Source organism: Providencia stuartii (assembly GCF_029277985.1).
Classification (GTDB): Bacteria; Pseudomonadota; Gammaproteobacteria; order Enterobacterales; family Enterobacteriaceae; genus Providencia; species Providencia zhejiangensis.
The window spans coordinates 2,555,120-2,576,107 of record NZ_CP119546.1; the positions used below are offsets into that span (position 1 = coordinate 2,555,120).

At 37.5% G+C, this 20,988-nt stretch carries 21 protein-coding genes; 7 read left to right on the top strand and 14 right to left on the bottom strand.

Going from position 1 to position 20,988, the window contains the following annotated elements; genetic code table 11:
• Positions 1 to 82: 82 nt before the first annotated feature.
• The 3 genes from P2E05_RS11140 (at position 83) to zinT (ending at position 2,079) form a co-directional block, all read left to right on the top strand.
• Positions 83 to 922: a siderophore-interacting protein gene (locus tag P2E05_RS11140; RefSeq protein WP_163861943.1), complete on the top strand. Its 840-nt coding sequence runs from the start codon at positions 83 to 85 to the stop codon at positions 920 to 922.
• 154 nt (positions 923 to 1,076) lie between these two features.
• Positions 1,077 to 1,253, top strand: coding sequence for a hypothetical protein (locus P2E05_RS11145; RefSeq protein WP_163860441.1), 177 nt, complete (start codon positions 1,077 to 1,079; stop codon positions 1,251 to 1,253).
• Between the two features lie 181 nt (positions 1,254 to 1,434).
• Positions 1,435 to 2,079, top strand: coding sequence for a metal-binding protein ZinT (gene zinT / locus P2E05_RS11150; protein WP_272689991.1), 645 nt, complete (start codon positions 1,435 to 1,437; stop codon positions 2,077 to 2,079).
• Positions 2,080 to 2,140: 61 nt separating this feature from the next.
• On the opposite strand, the gene phoH is transcribed toward zinT, so the two are convergent.
• A complete protein-coding gene (phoH, locus tag P2E05_RS11155; RefSeq protein WP_154623910.1) occupies positions 2,141 to 2,926 on the bottom strand; it encodes a phosphate starvation-inducible protein PhoH in 786 nt (261 codons plus the stop codon).
• 511 nt (positions 2,927 to 3,437) lie between these two features.
• Between phoH and P2E05_RS11160 the strand changes: the two genes are divergently transcribed.
• A complete protein-coding gene (locus tag P2E05_RS11160; RefSeq protein ID WP_163861946.1) occupies positions 3,438 to 3,983 on the top strand; it encodes a toxin-antitoxin system YwqK family antitoxin in 546 nt (181 codons plus the stop codon).
• A gap of 80 nt (positions 3,984 to 4,063) precedes the next feature.
• On the opposite strand, the gene P2E05_RS11165 is transcribed toward P2E05_RS11160, so the two are convergent.
• From P2E05_RS11165 to P2E05_RS11175, 3 genes are all read right to left on the bottom strand, one after another.
• Positions 4,064 to 5,050: an endonuclease gene (locus tag P2E05_RS11165; protein ID WP_410241965.1), complete on the bottom strand. Its 987-nt coding sequence runs from the start codon at positions 5,048 to 5,050 to the stop codon at positions 4,064 to 4,066.
• Between the two features lie 378 nt (positions 5,051 to 5,428).
• Positions 5,429 to 5,899 (bottom strand): threonine/serine exporter, encoded by a 471-nt coding sequence (locus P2E05_RS11170; RefSeq protein WP_163861948.1) that lies wholly within the window; start codon positions 5,897 to 5,899, stop codon positions 5,429 to 5,431.
• Positions 5,890 to 6,699 carry a threonine/serine ThrE exporter family protein gene (locus tag P2E05_RS11175; protein WP_247047846.1) on the bottom strand — a complete coding sequence of 270 codons (810 nt, stop codon included), beginning with the start codon at positions 6,697 to 6,699 and terminating at the stop codon, positions 5,890 to 5,892. Before P2E05_RS11175 ends, P2E05_RS11170 begins: the two co-directional genes overlap by 10 nt.
• Before the next feature lie 202 nt (positions 6,700 to 6,901).
• Here P2E05_RS11175 and P2E05_RS11180 point away from each other — a divergent pair, with 202 nt between their 5' ends.
• The gene (locus P2E05_RS11180; RefSeq protein WP_154622125.1) at positions 6,902 to 7,531 is read left to right on the top strand and encodes a TetR/AcrR family transcriptional regulator; all 630 of its coding nucleotides are present in this window, start codon (positions 6,902 to 6,904) and stop codon (positions 7,529 to 7,531) included.
• A gap of 4 nt (positions 7,532 to 7,535) precedes the next feature.
• Here P2E05_RS11180 and P2E05_RS11185 read toward each other — a convergent pair whose 3' ends face one another.
• Entirely contained in the window at positions 7,536 to 7,943 is a 408-nt protein-coding gene (locus P2E05_RS11185; protein ID WP_276122746.1) for a hypothetical protein, read from the bottom strand.
• A gap of 243 nt (positions 7,944 to 8,186) precedes the next feature.
• Between P2E05_RS11185 and P2E05_RS11190 the strand changes: the two genes are divergently transcribed.
• On the top strand, positions 8,187 to 8,480 hold the full coding sequence (locus tag P2E05_RS11190; protein WP_154622123.1) for a DUF5339 domain-containing protein: 294 nt from the start codon (positions 8,187 to 8,189) through the stop codon (positions 8,478 to 8,480).
• A 148-nt stretch (positions 8,481 to 8,628) separates the two neighbouring features.
• Here the strand turns inward: P2E05_RS11190 and P2E05_RS11195 are convergent, their stop codons facing one another.
• The 9 genes from P2E05_RS11195 to P2E05_RS11235 form a co-directional block, all read right to left on the bottom strand.
• Positions 8,629 to 9,066, bottom strand: coding sequence for a universal stress protein (locus P2E05_RS11195; protein WP_154622122.1), 438 nt, complete (start codon positions 9,064 to 9,066; stop codon positions 8,629 to 8,631).
• Between the two features lie 191 nt (positions 9,067 to 9,257).
• Positions 9,258 to 9,596, bottom strand: a complete 339-nt coding sequence (locus P2E05_RS11200; RefSeq protein WP_154622121.1) for a hypothetical protein — start codon at positions 9,594 to 9,596, stop codon at positions 9,258 to 9,260.
• 186 nt (positions 9,597 to 9,782) lie between these two features.
• Positions 9,783 to 10,211, bottom strand: a complete 429-nt coding sequence (locus P2E05_RS11205) for a universal stress protein (protein WP_154622120.1) — start codon at positions 10,209 to 10,211, stop codon at positions 9,783 to 9,785.
• A 280-nt stretch (positions 10,212 to 10,491) separates the two neighbouring features.
• Positions 10,492 to 11,421 carry a Gfo/Idh/MocA family protein gene (locus P2E05_RS11210; protein ID WP_272657366.1) on the bottom strand — a complete coding sequence of 310 codons (930 nt, stop codon included), beginning with the start codon at positions 11,419 to 11,421 and terminating at the stop codon, positions 10,492 to 10,494.
• 371 nt (positions 11,422 to 11,792) lie between these two features.
• Positions 11,793 to 12,575, bottom strand: a complete 783-nt coding sequence (locus tag P2E05_RS11215) for a YaeF family permuted papain-like enzyme (RefSeq protein ID WP_154622118.1) — start codon at positions 12,573 to 12,575, stop codon at positions 11,793 to 11,795.
• A gap of 285 nt (positions 12,576 to 12,860) precedes the next feature.
• The gene (gene sra / locus P2E05_RS11220; RefSeq protein ID WP_154622117.1) at positions 12,861 to 13,085 is read right to left on the bottom strand and encodes a stationary-phase-induced ribosome-associated protein; all 225 of its coding nucleotides are present in this window, start codon (positions 13,083 to 13,085) and stop codon (positions 12,861 to 12,863) included.
• Positions 13,086 to 13,445: 360 nt separating this feature from the next.
• The gene (locus P2E05_RS11225) at positions 13,446 to 14,465 is read right to left on the bottom strand and encodes an ABC transporter permease (RefSeq protein WP_154622582.1); all 1,020 of its coding nucleotides are present in this window, start codon (positions 14,463 to 14,465) and stop codon (positions 13,446 to 13,448) included.
• 11 nt (positions 14,466 to 14,476) lie between these two features.
• Entirely contained in the window at positions 14,477 to 16,033 is a 1,557-nt protein-coding gene (locus tag P2E05_RS11230) for a sugar ABC transporter ATP-binding protein (protein ID WP_154622583.1), read from the bottom strand.
• Positions 16,034 to 16,088: 55 nt separating this feature from the next.
• Complete coding sequence (locus P2E05_RS11235; protein ID WP_375097497.1) at positions 16,089 to 17,012, bottom strand: substrate-binding domain-containing protein; 924 nt, start codon at positions 17,010 to 17,012, stop codon at positions 16,089 to 16,091.
• A gap of 512 nt (positions 17,013 to 17,524) precedes the next feature.
• On the opposite strand from P2E05_RS11235, the gene P2E05_RS11240 reads away from it, so the two are divergent.
• A complete protein-coding gene (locus P2E05_RS11240) occupies positions 17,525 to 20,830 on the top strand; it encodes a M66 family metalloprotease (RefSeq protein WP_276122747.1) in 3,306 nt (1,101 codons plus the stop codon).
• Positions 20,831 to 20,988 lie beyond the last annotated feature (158 nt).

The following is a 20,988-nucleotide window of genomic DNA, read 5'->3' on the forward strand; positions in this document are numbered from 1 at the left end:
ATTCAAGAAAAGCATGATATGATAATGATAACAATTCCCAAATAATAATTTTATCATTATCATTAATAAAAGGAGACCGCCTGTGGCAAATGACAAACCAGTCGAAAAAAATATTTACCGCCCGGCGCCACCACAGCTGATTCAGGTCAAATCTGTTACCGATATTAGCCCTTCAATTCGTAGTATCACTTTCACTGGCGAACGGCTTGGTGACTATCCAACCCAATGTGAAGGTGGCCATATTAAAATTTTCCTTGCCCCCGATTTAAAAAGCCAGCCTGCATTACCTATCCTCAGTGAACATGGCCGTAGTTGGCCTACCGATAAGCCGCGTCCGTTTGTTCGTACCTACACGGTGCGTGCGATCCGTCCGGAAGTGAAAGAAATAGATATTGAGTTCGCCATGCATGACGGTAATGAAGGTCCTGCTTACTTGTTCGCTCGTGATGCTGTAGAAGGTAACTGGATGGGAATAACCAACCCAGGTGGCCCAGACCCATTATTACCGCATAGCCAGCATTATTTTATGGCTGGAGACTCTAGCTCCTTGCCCGCCATTGCAGCCTTACTGGAAAAAATGCATGCAAAAGCAACCGGTAAAGTGGTTTTACGTTTAGACCACCCAGACGATATGCGTGAATTAATCAAACCAGCAGGGATTGAGGTGATATGGGTTTGTGGCGGCATCAACAAAACTGAAGAATTAATCAATACCTTCAAATCTTGGGATATTCCCTCTGAAGATGCTTCATTTTGGATCGCTGGCGAAGACCAAATAATTCGCGATTTGCGCCGTTTTGTACGTCGTGATAAAGGCTTTGGTCGTGAAAGCATTTATGCTATTCCTTATTGGCGTTATGGCTATGATGAGGAAGGTTATCATCAAGAAAGACATCACGTCATGGATAACCCTGACGATTAAGAAGTAACAATAGCGAATAACATGAAAGTGATGGTTATTACCATCACTTTTTCTATAGCGCAATGCGTGTCAATATGTGCTTTATTCTGTCACTCACTTTTCAATAATTATCATGTGATCTATTGTATTTGCTTAACTTTAAGAAGGAGTTCTTATGCGTATAGGATTATTAACCGCTTTGATAGTCGTCCTTTCAGGATGCTCAACCCCCTCCCCTGATGATAAAAAAGAGGTTCAAGTAAAGAGCGACCCATATGAAGATAGCGTGCTAAATACGATCAAAAAAAATCAGGACATTTATAAAAAACAACAAGAAAGCAAACCTAGATAATCAATGACTCATTTATCAATTATCAAAGGAAAAGATTTATTGCACTCTTTTCCTTTTATTTCAAATGATTAGACATATTCCCATAAATTCTATTTATTCAAATTTAAAAATAAATTTTTGCACCTAACTAATGTTATGTTATAACATAATGGAATTCATTTATGACTATGGGAACATTTCAATGATTAACAAACCCTTTATTGCTATTGCTCTGAGTTTCAGCTCACTATTGATGAGTGTTAATGCTCTAGCCCACAGCCATGCACATCCTCAGTCAGAAAAAGCCAAACAAGCCAGCAAAGGCTTTTTTGATGATGCAGATGTCAAAGATAGAAAACTCAGTGATTGGGATGGGATATGGGAATCTATTAACCCACTGTTATTGTCAGGGAAATTAGATCCTGTTTTAGAACATAAAGCAAAAACCAATAAAGATAAAACGATTGAAGAATATCGCGATTATTATAAAAAAGGTTATAAAACAGACGTCGATAATATTAGTATTGAAAACAATATCATTGAATTTAGCCAAAATGGTCATGTCAGCCGCTGCGAATATCATTATTCAGGATTTAAGATCTTACAGTATGCATCAGGTAAGAAAGGCGTTCGCTATTTATTTGAATGCCAAGATGCGGCATCGAAAGCCCCTAAATATATTCAATTTAGTGACCATATTATAGAACCGCAACCTTCAGGTCATTTCCATCTTTATATGGGGAATGAATCCCATGAAAAATTATTACAACAAATGGATAACTGGCCGACTTATTACCCATATTCGCTAAATGATGAACAAATTGTTCATGAAATGCTACACCACTAATTGGCATTAATACTTTAAATAGCCCCAGCGAGCTAATTCGCCGCTGGGGCTTAACAAGCTATTAATGGCTATAAGCTAATAATGCACGATGACACAGTGTCGAACGAACACAATCATCAACTGAAAAATTCACCATCGAGACCATTTCATCGCTGCTAAAACGTTGCAATGCATCGGCCAACCCCGATATGACACCTTCAGGTAAATCACACTGAGTCACATCACCATTCACAATTACGGTGACATTTTCCCCCAGCCGCGTCAAAAACATCTTCATTTGGCTAACGGTGACATTTTGCGCTTCATCTAAAATCACAATGGCATTTTCAAACGTACGACCACGCATGTAAGCAAATGGCGCAATTTCAACTTTCGCAATTTCAGGCCGCAAACAGTATTGTAAAAAGGAGCTGCCAAGCCTTTTCACTAATACGTCATAGACAGGACGGAAATATGGCGCAAATTTGTCAGCCATATCTCCGGGCAGAAAGCCTAGGTCTTCCTCTGCTTGTAAAACAGGTCGTGTGACAATAATTTTATTGATATCTTTATTAATTAACGCGTCAGCCGCCAATGCGGTACTAATATAAGTTTTACCGCAGCCAGCTTCACCATTAGCGAAAATTAACTGTTTATGTTTAATGGAATTAATATAGAGCTTTTGAGCATCATTACGTGGGGTAATTGGCGACATATCACGTCGTTCTTTTGCCATGCCGATTGGCTCAATCCCAGTAAAATCAGCAAAAGAGGATACACTTGCCATTTCGTAACGACCAGCGCGTTCTTTACGTAATGAACGTTTCATTTCACGGCGCGTCTTTGTTGCAGCTTTCTGTCTACTCATAGTATTAACCCTTCCAGGTATCGTTAAAGTCAATTCAAATGACGGACTATTCAGAACAGAGAGGAGCTCCCTTCAAGCTCATGTTGGTTGAACATGCAATAAAAAAACCGGTTACTTATCTCACCATGACAACAACATGATGGAGTAGTAACCGGTCTTGTACGCATACAAACAAAGACTTAGTTCCCATTAGTTCCTCCCTGCTAGGTTATACCCGTAAACTAATGAATTTCTATGACACTATTATGACAAAATCGATAAAACTTAAATGCTTTGGCTATTATTGAGTTACGCTTATTCCTATTACCAGACTATAACTCTGCCTTCACGTTGTATGCAACAATAAATTAACATTTTTCTCACTGCGTATTTAATTTGTGTTTTAGTCTAGCTTAAGAAAATTCTGACTGATATCTGGCTTATTATGACTATAGTTTATTGATACTTATTGGAAAAAACATTATTTATCACTACTTAAGTAAAATTTCATACCTCTATCAATAGGGATATTATGCTAAAGCTAAATCTATTAAAACCAACATTATCCTTTTCATTCGCTTTGCTTATTTCGGGTTGTCAGCTACTCACACCAACCTCCTCTCAATCAGATTTGAATGCTCTCAATGAGCTTAAAGGCTACGAATTCCCTTCAACTCAAGTACCTAAAGGTACACCGAATGGCCCTTATGAGTTCCACTATGATAATGGTCAATTAGAGTCAAAAAGCTGGGTGAAGAATGGTTGTTTAGATCGTTATCTTGAATACTTCTATGAAAATGGTAAAACGAAAATGTACACGCCAATTCAAAATTGTCAGGTCAATGGACTGGTGAAAATATATCATGAAGATGGGCGTAAAGATCTCGAAATGACCGCAAGCAATGGGAAATTAACGGGTCCATTTAAAGTTTATCATGATACCAAAAGCAACAAACTTCAGGCTTCTGGTGTATTTAAAAATGGTGAACCTCAAGGTACTATTTCAGAATTTGATGAGAATGGCCAGTTAATCCAAAAATTTAATGTCATCAATGGCAAGATAGTGACTGCACAATAAACGTAAAAATCCCCCAACCAATATAATTGGGGGATCCTTTACTGAGAAGATAAAACTAAAATGCCCTTTACCTGATGACGTTAAGGTTTGCAGTTACCTGCTAATTCATATCCCGCAGCTTGTGCCGCAGATTCATCAACAAACATTACCGCATTTTTATCTGCCGTGGTTTTAAAACCAGAACAATGTGACAAATGGTATTTATGCGAATTACGATTTCCTTTTACCTGCGTCGTGGCTTTAGGCGTTTCCGCTTTTAATGCCTTTGTCATTGGTTGTGATGACGCCTTTTCGGGTGTCTTTATCCCTTGCCCGCTATTTTTATGCCCTAATTCCCATTTCATTTCTCCTGTCACGAATGGATTATGGTGTCCCATCACTGCGGCAATACGTTGGTCACGTTGTTTTTCCCATTGGCTCGGTGGATATTGTTTATCCCAAGCCATCAATAATTGCTGCTGCTGACGAGACATGGAAAGATTATAGCGATCGTGCATATAAAAATAGACACGTGCAACTTGCCCTTTGACTTCATTACGAGGTTCAAAAACGCGCTGTTGAAAATCCACCCGACTACGACACTGTCCATAAACATACGCGGCATTTGCGGGTAGCTGAGCATAACTATAATTACTACGGTCACCATTAACTTCACCTATTGATGGTGCTAAGTTATGCATATCCGCTTCCATTTTGCGAAAAATAGCATCTGTTGACACACAATTTTTACGCCCACCATTTTGCCAACATTGTCTTTGATGACCAAAAACCCATGCTGGAACAATATGCTCCCATTCGATACGTTGCGCTCGATTTTGTTGTTTGCGCACTTGATAACCACATGAGGCTAAATCGACTACCCCCCCACTTTTTCCTGCCCAGTTCCATTCACATCCACAATATAGCGTTCCCTCTCCTTGATGGTTTTGATCCATATACACTTTGGTTTTACTTAAGACTTTTGCTTCATCAAATGTAGCTGGAGCTGCGATAAGTGGGAATGTAAATAACAATAATAAAAATGATAGCACCCATTTTGGGCACCAAAAAACATCTGTTCTACTCAAAATAACACCACTGATGGTTTAAGATTAAACGATTAACATAGATGCTTTACTGCATCCCGTAATATACTGCATATTTTCTGAACGCAGCTTCAGTTAGCTAAATATAAGCTTTTTTGTCGTGAATGAATATTAGAGGCACACTATTTTACAATTAAAAAATACTCCCAATAGGGCATCATATACTGATATTAAAGCAATTTGATAATCGCAATTATCTTAATCGTCGGTAGTGTCTGTCTATTAATTAATCGAATATTTAATAATAAAAGCTAATTAAATAGCTTTAACATCTATTTTATCAATTGCAATATTTTTATAAAAACGAAGATAATAGAATCCTTCAGCAATATTATATTTGCCAAAGGTTTCTATTCAATGTTATACACTCGGGCGCTTACGATATAACCATAAACCAGGAAGGGATAATCCGATTGATAGAGCGCCAACAATAAATGAAGCTCTTAAAAAGTTAGTGACTAATGTTTCAAATAATTCGGGGGTGTAGCCTAAATGAGAAATCTTTACAACAGAGATCATGGCTGTATAAGCACTAATGCCAGGAAACATGGGAATAACTGCTGCCACAGTAAATACTTTAGGGTGTGCAAGCCACGTTCTTGACCATTGGATCCCAATCGCCCCAACAAGAATAGCAGCAATAAAACTTGCCCATTCAATATTGAGACCTAACGTCATCATAGTCATACGGGAACCATGGCCAATAGCTCCGAGCAAGGCACAATATTTTAATGCCTTAACCGGCACATTAAATACCATTGCAAAGCCAACCGCTGGAATTGCCGCAAGCAACATATCTTCTAAAAGTGCGAATAAAAAACTCATGCCCATTCCCTTAAATTCCACACAGCCATTGCAATAACAACACCTATACAGGTCGCAAGCGTCAATAAACTGGCCATCGTCCATCGAGCGAGTCCGGTATTAACATGTCCTTTAAACATATCTGCTACCGCATTAATTAATGGAAAACCAGGTACTAATAACAATACGCTTGCTGCCATAGAAATACTTGCCGTCGGTGCAAAATAAGACATTTTAAGTAATAAGCCTGACACAGAAGTGGCGATAAAAGCAGTAATACAAAAATTAATTAATGGATTCATTTGTCGAGAAGTGAGTACCTGCCGAATATACATGGCGCAGCCACTCGCAATAAAGGTCACTAGTGAACCATCCCATCCCCCACCGTTTAATTTACTAAAACAGGCGCAAGATAGTGCTACCATTAAAACCATTATCCAACGTGGATAGCGTAGCGGTTTTATAGAAGATAACTTTTTCTGTAGATGTTTACGATCGAGTAAATGATGCTCAACTAATATCACGGCATGCTGTACTTCCGTGACGACATGCATATTAATTCCACGGTCAATAATACGTCGAGTAGAAGTTAAACAATGGTCGTTAATGATGGTTGTCAAAACCAATGAATTTGAAGAAATAGCACTATCAACTTGATCTGCGCCTAGAGCGATACCTAAACGAGTTGTTAACTGTTCGACCAACATGCTTTCGGCACCATGCTGAAGCAATAGCAGGCCACACTGCATACACAATCGTGTAATTTCTCTTTGCATCTCAGATACGGCATGATCCCCCTGCCACTCATCACTTGCATATCCTTTCATTCCCCTTCCCCTCGAATACAGTGCCATTATTCAGATAATTATTTAAACATGATAATCTTTGACAATATCATAAAGAGAAATAATAGCCTGAATCATGATCTCTTTCAGGTTAAAGCATGATTAGTCAGCACTAGCTGCGTCTTTCGTGTTAAGAATAGTTAAAATTAATCGTAAAAAATCATAATTCTAGGATAAACATTGCATGAATAGCCCATTTCCTGCCAAAACCCCTAAAGGACAGCGCCGTAATAAAGCATTAATCAGTGCAGCCTCTGATATTTTTATTCAATATGGGTTTGAAGGAACAACGCTTGATATGATAATTGAGCGTGCGGGAGGTTCTCGGTCGACTTTATATAAAAACTTCGGGGATAAAGAAGGATTATTTGCTGCCGTTATTGAGTCTATGATTGATGATATTTTCACCGATGATGATGACAGCACACCGACAAAACAGACTATTGAATCCATTTTATCTTTTTATGGCGCTCGCTTTTTATTAAATGTGATCAAGCCACAATCTATTGGTTTATATCGGTTAATCCTCGGAGAATATAATCGTTTCCCTGAAATTAGCCATGCTTTTTTCGAACAGGGCCCTGTTCGTAGCTATCGGCTATTAACTGAAAAGCTGCTCAGCCTACCTGAAGTCAAAGTCGATGAACAAACATTATTAAGCATCTCATCTCGATTTTTAGAAATGTTAAAAGCCGATGTTTTTATTAAAACTTTCTGTGTCTCTAACTTTAAACCTAGCGATGAATTTATCTCCAAGCAAATTACGCTTTCCGTAGATATCATCGCCAGTTATATTCGAAAAATTAGCCAATAACCTGTCATGATGCGACCAATGCCGTAGCACGTCGTTTTGCTGCGGCGGTGTCATTTTCAATCAATACCTCAGGTCCATATAAAGCAGAAAGTAACGGCGCCATTTGTTCCATATCTTCTTTATCACTTGCATCAGGTTGTAATGTCACAATCATGGCTCGGCAATGTTCTAACATGGGTTCTCTCGCATGCTTTAACCAACGGCGGACATATTTCATCGCGGCGATATGCTCATCTGAAGCTTTCCCTTTTTTCTGTTTAACGGGTGGATAAACTAACGCAAATTGCATTCTTTTTGCTAATAAGAGGTCCATCTCCTCTAGCCATAAACGAGTCTCATCCACTGTTTCAGGGAATGATTTTATGACACAAACAGGCCATTCCGTCGTATCAACCACTATTTTATTCTGCATACCTTATTTCCTTCATGACTAAAAGTGTACTTAACTGTACACTTTTGAAGTCCAATGAGTCAAGAATGATTCTCATTAATATTTATGCAATTTATGCTATCTTGATAATGCCAATATTACAGATTATTCCTAATATGCTTAAAAAACACCTTCTGCTGAAAATATTGATTGATGGAGGAGGTGTCTTTTTGAATATGGGATGCTATTCTCGGCTTATTGTTACATCAAAAAAGCGAATAAATTATGAAAAAATTACTTCCAGTTGTTTTCGGGATATTGACGGCATTAACTGCATTTAGCGCGAATGCAGGAAAAAATTGTGATACTTATTTTCAAGAAATGAATACGCTTGTTAAACAGGCGGAAGAGCAGTACAAAAGTGATCCTAATGTGAAAGAAAGAATTTCTGAAATGAAACAGCAATTAGAAGATGCCAAAAAAGCACTTGCTGATTACCCTGAAGAAGCTCAAGAACAAGCTTGTCAACAAGGTATTGAAGCAATCAAAAAAGCGAAAGAAGCCGTAGAAGGTAAATAATCGTTTTATTTTTATACCCATAGCACTTCACTTATATGGGGATAAATGCCCTTCGAGTTAACGTAACAATATATTATCTCTCAATATGCCATTACATTAACTTAACTTGGGTAAGACCAGTATCATACTGGTCTTACCCTTAATAATATTATCTCACGACTAACACAGAGATTGTCGCATAAGAAACAATACCTGAAGCATTTGAGCCTAATAAATGTGTTGAAATACTAGGGTTACGTGAGCCAATAACAATTAAGTCAGCGCCAATTTCTTCCGCTTCCGCGAGTACTTTATCGCGCGGCGATCCAAAAGCCACTTTATAAGAGATATCTTCATGCGGATAATCGATCTTAGCGATAATTTCTTTTAACTGCTCTTCTGAGCGTTCAACCGCTTTTTTGGCGAATGAAGATAAAAGATCATAATGATAGCTATAGCTCATCGAAAATCTTGATACATCGGGAACTGAGTGAAAAAGATGTATTTTTGCTCCTGACACTTTTGCCAAATAAATTGCATGTTTTAATGCCTTATCTGTCAGAATATCCTCAGAAATATCTACAGGAACCAAAATTTTACTATACATGCGATACCCCCATTAATTATTTATATTTTTGTTATCAGTCACTTAAACCATTTATGACTAAGTTCTGATAACAAGGAGACACTGTTGGATGCTTATCATTTTTGTTCACTAAAAGTATAGTATTAATAAAATCAAACTGCCGTGAGCTACCAGACTATTTGTAAAATCGAGTTCACAATTTTATCAAGACACTAGTTATCTTCTAAATGCCATTTATGCAAAATACGGTGTAAAAAAGGCGTGACAATTAAACCAATACTGATAATGAACACACTCTGTAAAAATAAGCCATAAATAGCAATAAAAAATCGTCCACCTTGAGTTATTGGCGCTGGTTCTATTGATTGACCACTTAACATCGATAATGCGTTAAGCATCGACTCCATTAACGAATGTCCTTCAATAACATAAAAACCAAGAATACCCGGTAATAGCCCAAGGAAAAAAACCAGTAATGATATAAAATAGAATCGTAATACCCTTAATACGAAATGCTCAATTCTCAGCACTTCTTGAGAAAACTTTTCCATAAATACGTTTACCATCCCGATAGAAATAACAATAATCAGGTTGAACTATAACATTCAATGCATTAGGTGAATAACAGTAAAATACGAATCTAATCGTAAATCATCATTTAACGATGAATAAAATAAAAAGAAAGCCTAGTGAACAATTCCATGAGCCTAAGCATTAGCATAGGCTCACGGTCAATATTAACGGACAACCAATACAGAAGTTTCTGCGTAACGAACAATTCCTGCGGCTGTTGAACCTAAGAGGTGAGTGGATATATTAGGACGGCGCGAACCGATGACAATAATATCTGCATTAATATCTTTCGCTGTATTAATGACTTCATCACGAGGTGAGCCAAACGTAATGGTATAGCTGACATCGGCAATAGGTAAATCAATGGAGTCCATTAACATTTTCATATCTTCTTCTGCTTTAACCGTTGCTCGGTCTTTTATTTCCATATAACCCAGCGCGTATGCATTAATAATCGCAGAAGAAATTGGCAATACATGAATCAAGTGAATTTTTGCACCTGATTGTTTGGCTAAATTAACCGCATGACGAACAGCTTTACTTGTTAGTTCATCTTCGGTGAGATCTATAGGAACCAGAATCGTTTTATACATATACCCCTCCTGATAGAAAATAAAATTTAAGTTAACGGTAAAATTATAATCGAATACTCAAGAATGTCTCTAAAACAACAAGATAAATGAGATCTACCGCTACAAATGATTAACGATTATTCTTTTAGCCATCGTGTGATTGTTAATCCAACGAATGTATTTTTAGGATCCAAGAATTGAGTAATAACGTCCTTCTCCAACATCATGCGCTGAAAAACCTAAACGGAATAATTTTTATAGCGCAATTATCATATAACTGTTTGCGGTTAATCCCTTCCGCTTATCTCAAACGCGACTCAGCCATAGACCACATTTTTTCAATCATTTGTTGCGCATATATGGCTTGCTCTCCACTAATATCCGGTGGCGTATTATGGCTTACTGCCTCAATAAAGTGACGGATCGCGCCATCAAAGCCACGCTGTACTAATATCGAGTCCCAATTAGAAGGCTGTTTTTGTATCACACCTTGTTGATTTTCGCTGACCCAATGATTCATATTTGTCACTTGATAAACACTACCATCACAGATGGCCGAGACTTGCTCTTGTTGACTTCCTGCACGACGATGCATTGATGTCGTTATCCAGCATTGATTAGCATTAAGATGATGCTCAGCGTAAAATAACTCTCGATTCGCTGTCGTACTAATACTACCGCTTACTAACGACGCATGGCCTCCCGCCAGCCAAATAGCGGTGTCCACTACATGCAAATAATCATCAAGCAAAGTAAAACACACATCGTTAGGGCCAACACTATCACTACGGTGCTTTTCCATCCGTATCGAAGAGACCTGATTAATTTGTTGTTTTAGCTGCTGATAAAAAGGTGAAAAACGTCGATTGAAGCCAACCATCAGCGAGCGTTTTTGTTTATATGCTAAATGAATAAGCTGTTCTGATTGAGTCAGGGTTTCGGCGAGTGGTTTATCGACATAAACATGCACACCCGCCGATAGCAAACTGTGGATCACACTAAAATGACTTGAGGTACTACTATGAACAAAAACCGCATCACAGTCTGCTGCTAGTGATTTTATGCCTGAATACAACGGAATACGATAACTGTCACAAACGATTTTCGCTTTCGCTTGGTTAGGCGAAAAAGCCCCCATAAGTTGCCAATTCTCAGTTTTACTGAGCACAGGTAAATAGGCTTTCTGTGCAATAGCCCCCAAACCAACAATGCCGACACGTAGTTTTCTCATTAAACCATAACCTGTATATGAGGTTTCACAAATGCATTCCGCTGAGTATAACGAATAATTTCTTTATAAACCCATTGTTTTCTTAGAATTTAAAACCTATCGCATAAAAACGTCAAAAGGTAACAACTTGAAATTTCAGTTTTTTTTAAGACTGATTAATGCGTAAGAAAATAAAATCATGTTAACACATAAAAAAGGGGTTGATTTATTAAATGAGAATGGTTATCTTTTACCTAACGAATACCTGAGTAATTTACTCAAGCTTTCGTAAACGACATTGCTCACATTGCTTCCAGTTTTAGCAGGCCAACTTCTCTGAGTTGGCCTTTTTTTTCAATAAATATCGCCAATACTCCGTTTGGCGTCCTGCATTATTTCCGACTAATTGCGCTGGAAAAGCTCCATGATTTTAAATGTCCAACGTAACTTAAGCGCTGAGTTGGCACAAAGGTTGGAACATCTCCTGTTCGCATATGCAGAATATCTGCTGGCGTTATCCATGCAGAATTACCTTCAAACAAAGGCAGCCCCGCATATTTATATGCGTCTAGGACAAACTGCGAACAAAAGAAACCATTCGCTTGATCAACATCATCACCTAGTTGTACTGTCGCAAGCGTTTTTAAACAAAAATTACGTATTGTTTGGCCAATAAAGGGAAGTTCACAAACACGTTTAGTGAGCATCCAAGGGGCGATCATCACAATACCTTTATAGTTATACTTGCTACCATCATTTTGCATTGAGAATTCGCGAAGTTTATCCGCATGAATAGAGGTTAAACCTGCTTGCCGTAAAACGACCATATTATTTGAATCCGCAATTGCTTGGTCGAGAGAGATAATCCTCACCCCACTCCCTACTGATTCAGCGACTTCACCAGCGCCTAAATAGATTGATGCATGGCTAACACCGCTAATACTGAATAGTCGGATCCCCCATGAATTCAGTCCTGTTGCTGAAGATAATAAAATATCACCAGGTAACATATCAGAGACGGCCAGCACTTCTACCGACTCTTTAATCGGTATGGTGTTCGGCTGCTGAATGCTAAACTTTAGCCGATTACTTTCTTCATCTTTTTTAAATCCGGTTGAACAGCCTGTCACAATAATAAGACAAAAATAGCAGAATAAATATTTGAAGTTTATCAATAGAGATACCTAGTTAATTTTTATATTTATGAGCTAATTTAATGTAACCAAGTTCTGCTATTTTTTCATCGGAAATATCTTAATATTCGATGTTATTCGTGATGTAGAAACGCTTACCACATCACATGTTGACTCGTTAAATCACGTTAAAACTGAATATTTATCTCACAATCAATATGTTGGGGGAAATAAGACAGGTATGCTATTAGTAAATCAGCATATCAAAATGATTATTTTTTTGTTCTTTAACCCCCTAGCAATGCCAGAGGGTTAACATCCATTCAATTAACTAATAACATATTCTGGATAGAATACTGTCGTTGAATGATATGTTTTTTTCTCTGTCGCTTTATTATTTAATGCAGCAACTACTGATTTATTTTGTAACTCAGTAGGCAGTTGTTGAGTTGCATTTTCTTTTGCAATGATGGAAACACGCATATTTTTTTTAGAACGACTCAATTTATAAGGCATTCCTAATAAGCGACGTGCTGTATTATTACTTACCATTATCGACTCCTTAACTACAACATTTAAATTCAGCGATATGCTGAATATCAAAAACATAGTCAGTGTTGACCACATGGTGTTATTTTTTTCTTTCCATAGGGAAGCTAAAATAACGATAGTATTATAGCAGCAATAAAACATAAGTGAATGAAATTAAACTAATTAGTTTCATGGCGTAATTATGTGAGAGAGAAAAAATATATACTTAAAACCTCACTAAGTGCTAATCATAAAATAAAATATAACGACATCCACAAATTAAAAATAAACTAATTTATAAGGTTAACTTTATTTTATGATAAAAAAACACCTTTTTATTCATTTAAAAAGGTGTTTGTACTATCATCATTGGTTAATTATTTAACTCGCCCCTCGGCGATTTTTCGCATAAGTATCAAAAGCAACAGCTAAAATAATAATTAAACCTGTAATGATCTGCTGGTAATACGCTGAGACATTCATTAAAACTAGACCATTAATTAATATTCCCATGATGATTGAGCCAATTATTGTCCCGCCTATACGCCCATATCCTCCCATTAATGATGTCCCTCCAATCACGACCGAGGCGATCACACGCAGCTCAAACGTCATACCTGCCACAGCTTCAGCACTCCCTAAACGAGCACTTAATACAAAACCCGCCAGACCAGCTAAACAACCAATGACCACGTAAACACTCACGAGAACGCGTTTTACATTCACTCCAGCCAATCGTGCGGCTTCTTGGTTGCTACCCACGGCATAAACAAAACGTCCCCAACGACTTTTATGCAGAGCCAAATAACCGATTAATGCCACTAACGCAAAAATCCAAATAGGCACCGATATCCCTAATAATTCTCCTCTTCCCCACCAACGATAGCCGGCATCAAAACCTGATATTGGTGCGCCATCATTAATCACTAACGTTAAACCACGCCAAATTGTCATTCCGCCTAATGTCACGATAAAAGGGGGGATATTTAATCGAGTGATACCGAGACCGTGTAAAAAACCAATGCCCGTTCCTACTGCTAGGCAGATAGCTAATCCCACCAACCAACTCATTCCCCCCCATGCATTCGGATCTAAACCAACTAAATTGTCACCTTTAATCACGAATGCCGCTGTCATTGCACAAACAGCCAATATCGATCCCACCGATAAATCAATACCTGCTGTCAGAATGACGAGTGTCATACCAACAGCCATAATTCCATAAATAGAGACTTCAGTGAGTATGTTAGTAATATTACGTTCAGTGAGAAAATTACTGTTTTGTGTTTGAAAAAAGAGCACCAGCAGTACCATGAAAATCAATACGCCAAAACGTTCGAAAAATGCAATAAAATCTATTTTTTTACGGCTAACTGCCGTAGAAGATTGTTGTTGCAACATATTAACCTCTCTTATACGGCAGCTTCTGCTGATAAATTTTGATGACAAATCGCCATCATCGTCATTAATTTTTCTTCTGTCGCATCATCACCCGTCATTTCTCCAGTTAATCGCCCTTCACTTAATGTGATGATCCTATCTGAAATAGCCATAACTTCAGGTAAATCAGACGAAATAACGATAACTGCAACCCCCTTTTTAGCCATTTCAAAAATGACCTGATGCACTTCTGATTTGGTACCAACATCGATTCCCCGGGTTGGCTCATCCACAATTAATACTTTTGGATCCATTGCCATACAACGTGCAAGAATCACTTTTTGTTGATTTCCGCCCGATAATTTACGCACTTCTTGCTCTTTACTGGCCATTTTTATTTGTAGTGCTTGCTGATAACTGTCTATCAAGGCGTTTTCTTTATTGGTATCCACTATCCATCCCATTTTTAATAGATGGGATAAGGCGGAAAGCGAAAGGTTATAGCGAATCGACAGCCCCAATGCCGCACCTTCTTTTTTGCGGTCTTCAGGAACCAGGGCAATTCCCTTGTCTAACGCATTCATTGGCGTTGTTGGGTGATATGGTTCTCCATCGAGAAAAAACGTCCCAGTGGTGTATTTATCCGCCCCAAACAAACAACGTGCAATCTCAGTTCTGCCAGCTCCCATTAATCCTGCAATGCCAAGAATCTCACCTTCATGCACATCAAAACTAATATCATGAAGCGCAATACCGTGCGGGTCGAGTGGAGGCTTAGCTTTAGATAAGTGCCTTATCGATAGACGAATAGGCTTATCACGATGATAGGTTTCACTCGCTGGTCGACGTTCAAAAATAACGTTACGGCCTACCATCATACGGATAATTTCTTGGACGGTTGTTTCTGCCACATTACCTGAACCCGTATAGCGACCATCTTGAAACACGGTAAATTTATCGCAGATTTGAAACACCTCATGTAGGCGGTGTGTAACATAGATGACACTTACGCCTCGATTCTTCAATTCTCTGACAACACGATGTAAACTTTCGACTTCTGTATCACTTAATGCAGCAGACGGCTCATCCATCACGATAAGCTTAGCGTTAAGGGTTAACGCTCGAGCAATTTCAATCATCTGCTGTTGAGCCACACTTAACCGTGCGACTTGAGTCGTTGGCGAAATCGCTAATTGAAGGTAATCAAGAATCGCTTTAGCTTCTTGATTCAACACCTTTTCATTCACCATCCAATGCATTTTAAGCGCTTCACGTCCGAGAAACATGTTTTCAGCTACTGTCATATTGGGAAGGAGATTAAACTCCTGATAAATCGTGATAATGCCCTTTTGTTGACGATCTATTGGAGAGTCTACGGCTGACAACATTTCACCATTAAACCAAATATCGCCACTGGTTTGCGGTTGAGCCCCTGCTAATGCTTTGAGGAAGGTCGATTTACCTGCGCCATTTTCACCCAATAAAGCATGTACCTCTCCTGGCATCACAGTCATCTGTGCTTGGCTTAATGCCCAGATCCCTGAAAAGCTTTTGGCAAGATTAGTAATTTTAAGTAATGGCTCTGACATAAAAACTCCTTTTCAGGAAAACAGGGCTCGTAGAGCCCCGAATAATGCTAAGTAACTATTTCAATTCACCAATACGTTCAGCTTGTTCAAGGTTATCTTTGCTAATAATAGTCGGTTGGTAATCCGCCCCCGTGATTTCTTGCTTATCGCGAATATTATTCACCAATTGTTCCATCGCCATTTTCACTGCATACCCTGCCCGCTGATCGGCCGTTACTGCCATCCAACCCTCTTTGATACGGCTAAGCGCTTCTGGACTTGCATCAAAACCTGTCACTAGCACTTCACCCGGTTTAAATCCTTGTGCACTTAATGCTTCAATCGCGCCGAGTGCCATATCATCATTAGCAGAGAGAATGACATCCGGTTTTTTGGGTAAGGATGGTAATAAGCTCTCTGTGATCCTCATACCTTCTGCTCTCATCCAATTACCATTTTGATCTGCAACTAAATGGTATTTACTCCCCCCTGCCTTTAAGCTGTCGCGGATACCTTTTGTCCGTTCAATGTTAGAAGAGGAGCCTGGTTGGCCTGTAATTAAGATTAAATCAGCACCATTAGGAAACTGCTGCTTAACATACTCTGCGATGGCATAACCGCCTTTATAATTATTGGCACCAAAATGCGGTACAGGTTTTTCAGCATTAATATTTCGGTCCAGAGTCACAACGGGTAGGCCTGCATTTTGAATTTCAACGACGGCATCAGCGATAGCATTAACATCATTGGGTGAAACAATGAAACCTTGTGCGCCACGCGTGATGGCGTTTTCGATGTCCGCAACTTGTTTAGGTGAGCTACCTTGTCCATCCAAGACTTGAATATTCACATCCAGTTCCTTGGCCACTTTCACCGCCGATTTTTGCATATGCACTTCAAATGGGCTTGCCAGTGTTGGTGGACTAAATACGATTTGTTCATTTTTTGCCATCGCATGCGATGACAAGCCAAGTACAGCAACCAGCGCGGTTAATTTCATGATATTTTTCATTTTGCCCTTCCACTGATTATGAATAGAGATGTGTTTAAATTTCACCAATTATTAACATGGTGATAACATAGGTATACATCAATGAAATATACATTCCAATTTTTATTATATGAAAATTTTATTTTTGTAGCGTTGATAACGAAATTAAGCCAAAAGTCATAAAATAGTGTTAAGAGGATCACAGATTATTCCCGCTATGGCAGCAATAGTTGACAGTATATCGCTGAATTTTTCATGACATTTCACCTATATTTCCTTACAATAAAAATGAAATGTTTGTTTCATTTGATGTGTTTGTTGATTATTTTTAATCTAATCAATAGGTAAGCAGTCACTGATAATCCCTATTTTATTGCTACTTATTTAATGAATAATTAAGTAGCAGTTTAAGATTAACTATAAAATTATTCTCTTATCATTTTTATTTTTTTATATATGATTAACGTTAGTTAATAGGATGGACTCATTAGTAAAGTATTAATCACTTAAAAGGAACTTATATGTTAATTTGCACGATATGCGTATGTCAGAACCAGCAAAACAATATTATTCCGGTCACAAATTCATTTAATGAAAATATAAATAATTCAACTATCACTGGAGCCTCTGATCCATTACACAGTAACACCCTATCACTCTATGATATATGGCAATTCCTGAATGAAAACACCTCAATTTCTCATCACTTAGAGGTGGCCTTGCATAATAGAAAATTAGCCCTTGAAAATAAAAATGAAGATAGACGCTATAATGCATTACTATCTGATTATAGAGAAAAATTAGGTAAGGTTTTTTATTTTAATCAAAATAATTACCCGAGTGATACCGTCGGCGACCTTAAAGGGAACGTATTTTATGCTCAAAATAGTATTATTCCCGCTGTTAACCGGATAGACGGTGATATACACCCTCACCTTGTTCCTGATCGTAAAACGCTTATTATTTTCAAACCTCATGAAACCATTAAGCAGAATGAAAATATTGAAGTAAAAGTCTACAATGATAAAAAAGAAGAAATATATTCAACTCATTTATTATCACCGTCTCAACTCCCCAGTATTGCAGGGAAAAAATACAGCTTTACCCATTTAACACCTAGTGATTTTAACATACCCGAGGCAAGTGATTTATACATTAATTCATCCGACATGCTTGAAAAAGTCATGACAGATAAAAGTTACTTTAATCAAATTATAAGTGAAAACAATATCATACAACTAGATATTGGCAATTCAACATCAAACATTAATTTGAATGCATTAAAAAATCATGTTAATAAAAAAATTATATTTAAATTAGATGATAATGCTAAACTTAATATAAAATACAAAAATAAATCAATTTCACGAGAACACCAACAATCCTTTGTTATGGTAAGTGATGCTTCTGGGAATTGGTATAGCCGCGATGAGGCTAGACTCAATCAACATTTAAAACAAGCGTTACATCAACATAAAAATCAAATCCCAGACTCTTTTGACACTGAGTTTAGTACTAATGCCGATATTAACAAAATATCCAATGATACAAAGCTATTTCATCAAATTATCAGTGAAAATGATGCTATCAAAATAGCGACCAAAAATTGCCATTGGGCAAAAGACTTTATTATTCCTAATGGTCGTCAATATGCCAATAAAAAAATACTGTTCACGTCTAAGGCACATTATAATAGTGATGTTGTTTACGGGGATAAGAAAGTCAGCATCGTCACTAATGATAGTCTCCTTTTTGTCAGTGATCAAAATGGTATTTGGTCCATCGCAAAGACTCAATCTAATACCCAAGAAAACAGCTATTATGATATTCCCAATTCATTTACTTTAAAGATTAACACCAATAAAGAATTACTAACCCTATCCAGAGATATTGATTATTTTAATAAAATCATCGAAAATAATGATACAATTCATATCGCAACACGCAATGCAAATTGGGCAAGACATTTTACATTAGAAAACAACGTTAAATTTAAAAATAAAAAAATCTATTTCTCTTCTGAGGCGGATTATAGTAGTCATGTTTTTTATGGCGATAAAAAATTAACCATAAAAACGAATGAAAATCAGTTGTTTGTTTGTGATGAAAACGGCTTTTGGCGCACTTCTAAAGATGAGCCACTGATCAATGAGTTAACTGAAGAGATAAAATATATCGAAAATGGTTGGTCTATTTCTCTCCCTAAACACATTATTAAACCCGGCATTGAGCTTGAATTTAATTACAAAAACCAGAAAGGTACTTTATCGGATATTAAAGTTGGAGCTGCTAGTGAGCTCTTATTGCATACAATTGATATTGGAATGTTAACGCCAAACAAAAATCAATTCGCGTTTCAAACAGACCCTGAGCTTCAGCGTCAATACTATCAACAAATTCCTGTCAATCGTATGATTGTATCTAGTTATGCCCCTGTCTATTTAAAAGAAATTGTTTTTCCTAATGGGCAATATTTAATTGAACGTTCAACGGATGAAGGTGGAGGCCATAAAGGTGATATGAGGGAAATAATCGGTAAAGGCCTGATTTCCGATGGTATTAACTTGGCAAATTATGGGGTTAACTCTTCCTCACTAGAAGAAAACCGTTTTTTACCTACCTCACAAATCACTCTCCATCATTCACGTGGTAGGTATAAAAATGGCCTACAAGTACACGGCTGGTCTGGCGGTGCAGGAAAAGCCACATTGTCGAAATCAGTAGATAATGAATTTAGCCATGAACTTGGTCATAACTACCACATAAGCCACTATTTTAAAGGATTCCATGGTGGCGTTCATGCGACAGCCGATAAACCTAATTCAACTTGGGGCTGGGATGCAGACAATAACTTCTTTATTCCAAATTTTGAAAAGGCACAACGAAACCAAACAACCTATTTAAAAGAGAAGAAAGAAGGTGAAATGGCGGCAGAACCCTTTATGCAACACTCTATGGCGAAAGATGCGATGTCTGGCGGAGAAATCTATGATGTAGATTATAACGCCTATACATTACACACGCCTGCAAGTTCAGAAGCTATTCAACAGTATTTCGAAAATAATGCGGTCTTTAGTAAAGAATCATCAACAGGTTATAAAAAATGGAATTCAGATACACAAACAATGGAAGATTTTTTACTTCCTCATAGCCTAAAGAATATATTCATTGAGGCAAAAATCCAAAACGGTCATGATGTAACCGAAACTCAACTAATAGACTTACTTAACGTCAATGACCACATAAAAATCAATAGCTATAACGCGCATTACCCACCAAATGTTTATATACCAAAAGCAGATGTAACAAATATCAATAAAGTCATAGAAATCGATTGTACTTCTCAGCTCAGTATAGCGCTACACGTTAATGATCAGGTTGAAACAATCAAAGAAAATACAAAAATTTACTATATTTCAAATGGAAACACATGGGAGACTCATTCTGAATATACTTACAGTAAGACACCTTATAAACAAGGTGTTCCCGTTGTCACCTTGGTAGGTTTTTATGATACCAACAATCAATTAAAGAGTTACATTTACCCCGCTTTAGAAGGATCTTATGGCATGGTGTATGACACTCATACGATTAATAAAACTAAACCTTATATTGCAGTGACATTAGCAGATGGAACTAAAAAGAAATATCAGCTTGATGAAAAACAAACGAATAAAGATTTAATGAATAAATTCCACATCAATATTGAGCGTGATTTAAACCCAATAAAAGCGGAGTTATTTATTGATGATCAGCTTATTTCATCAAGAGATATAGCACTTAGCAATCTCTCTCTTAATACGATGGTAAACGGTATTATTCAATAAATTGATGCCTTCTAGCCCTTTTTATTATTGATAAAGGGCTAGAACATTTCTTGCATTAGCAATAATGGCTATTTTTCCCTCGATAACGACTTTCAAATTGCAGTTTTTACGAGGCTATGCTATTTCCAGTATCTCTATTGATGCTTTTTGAGGCCACT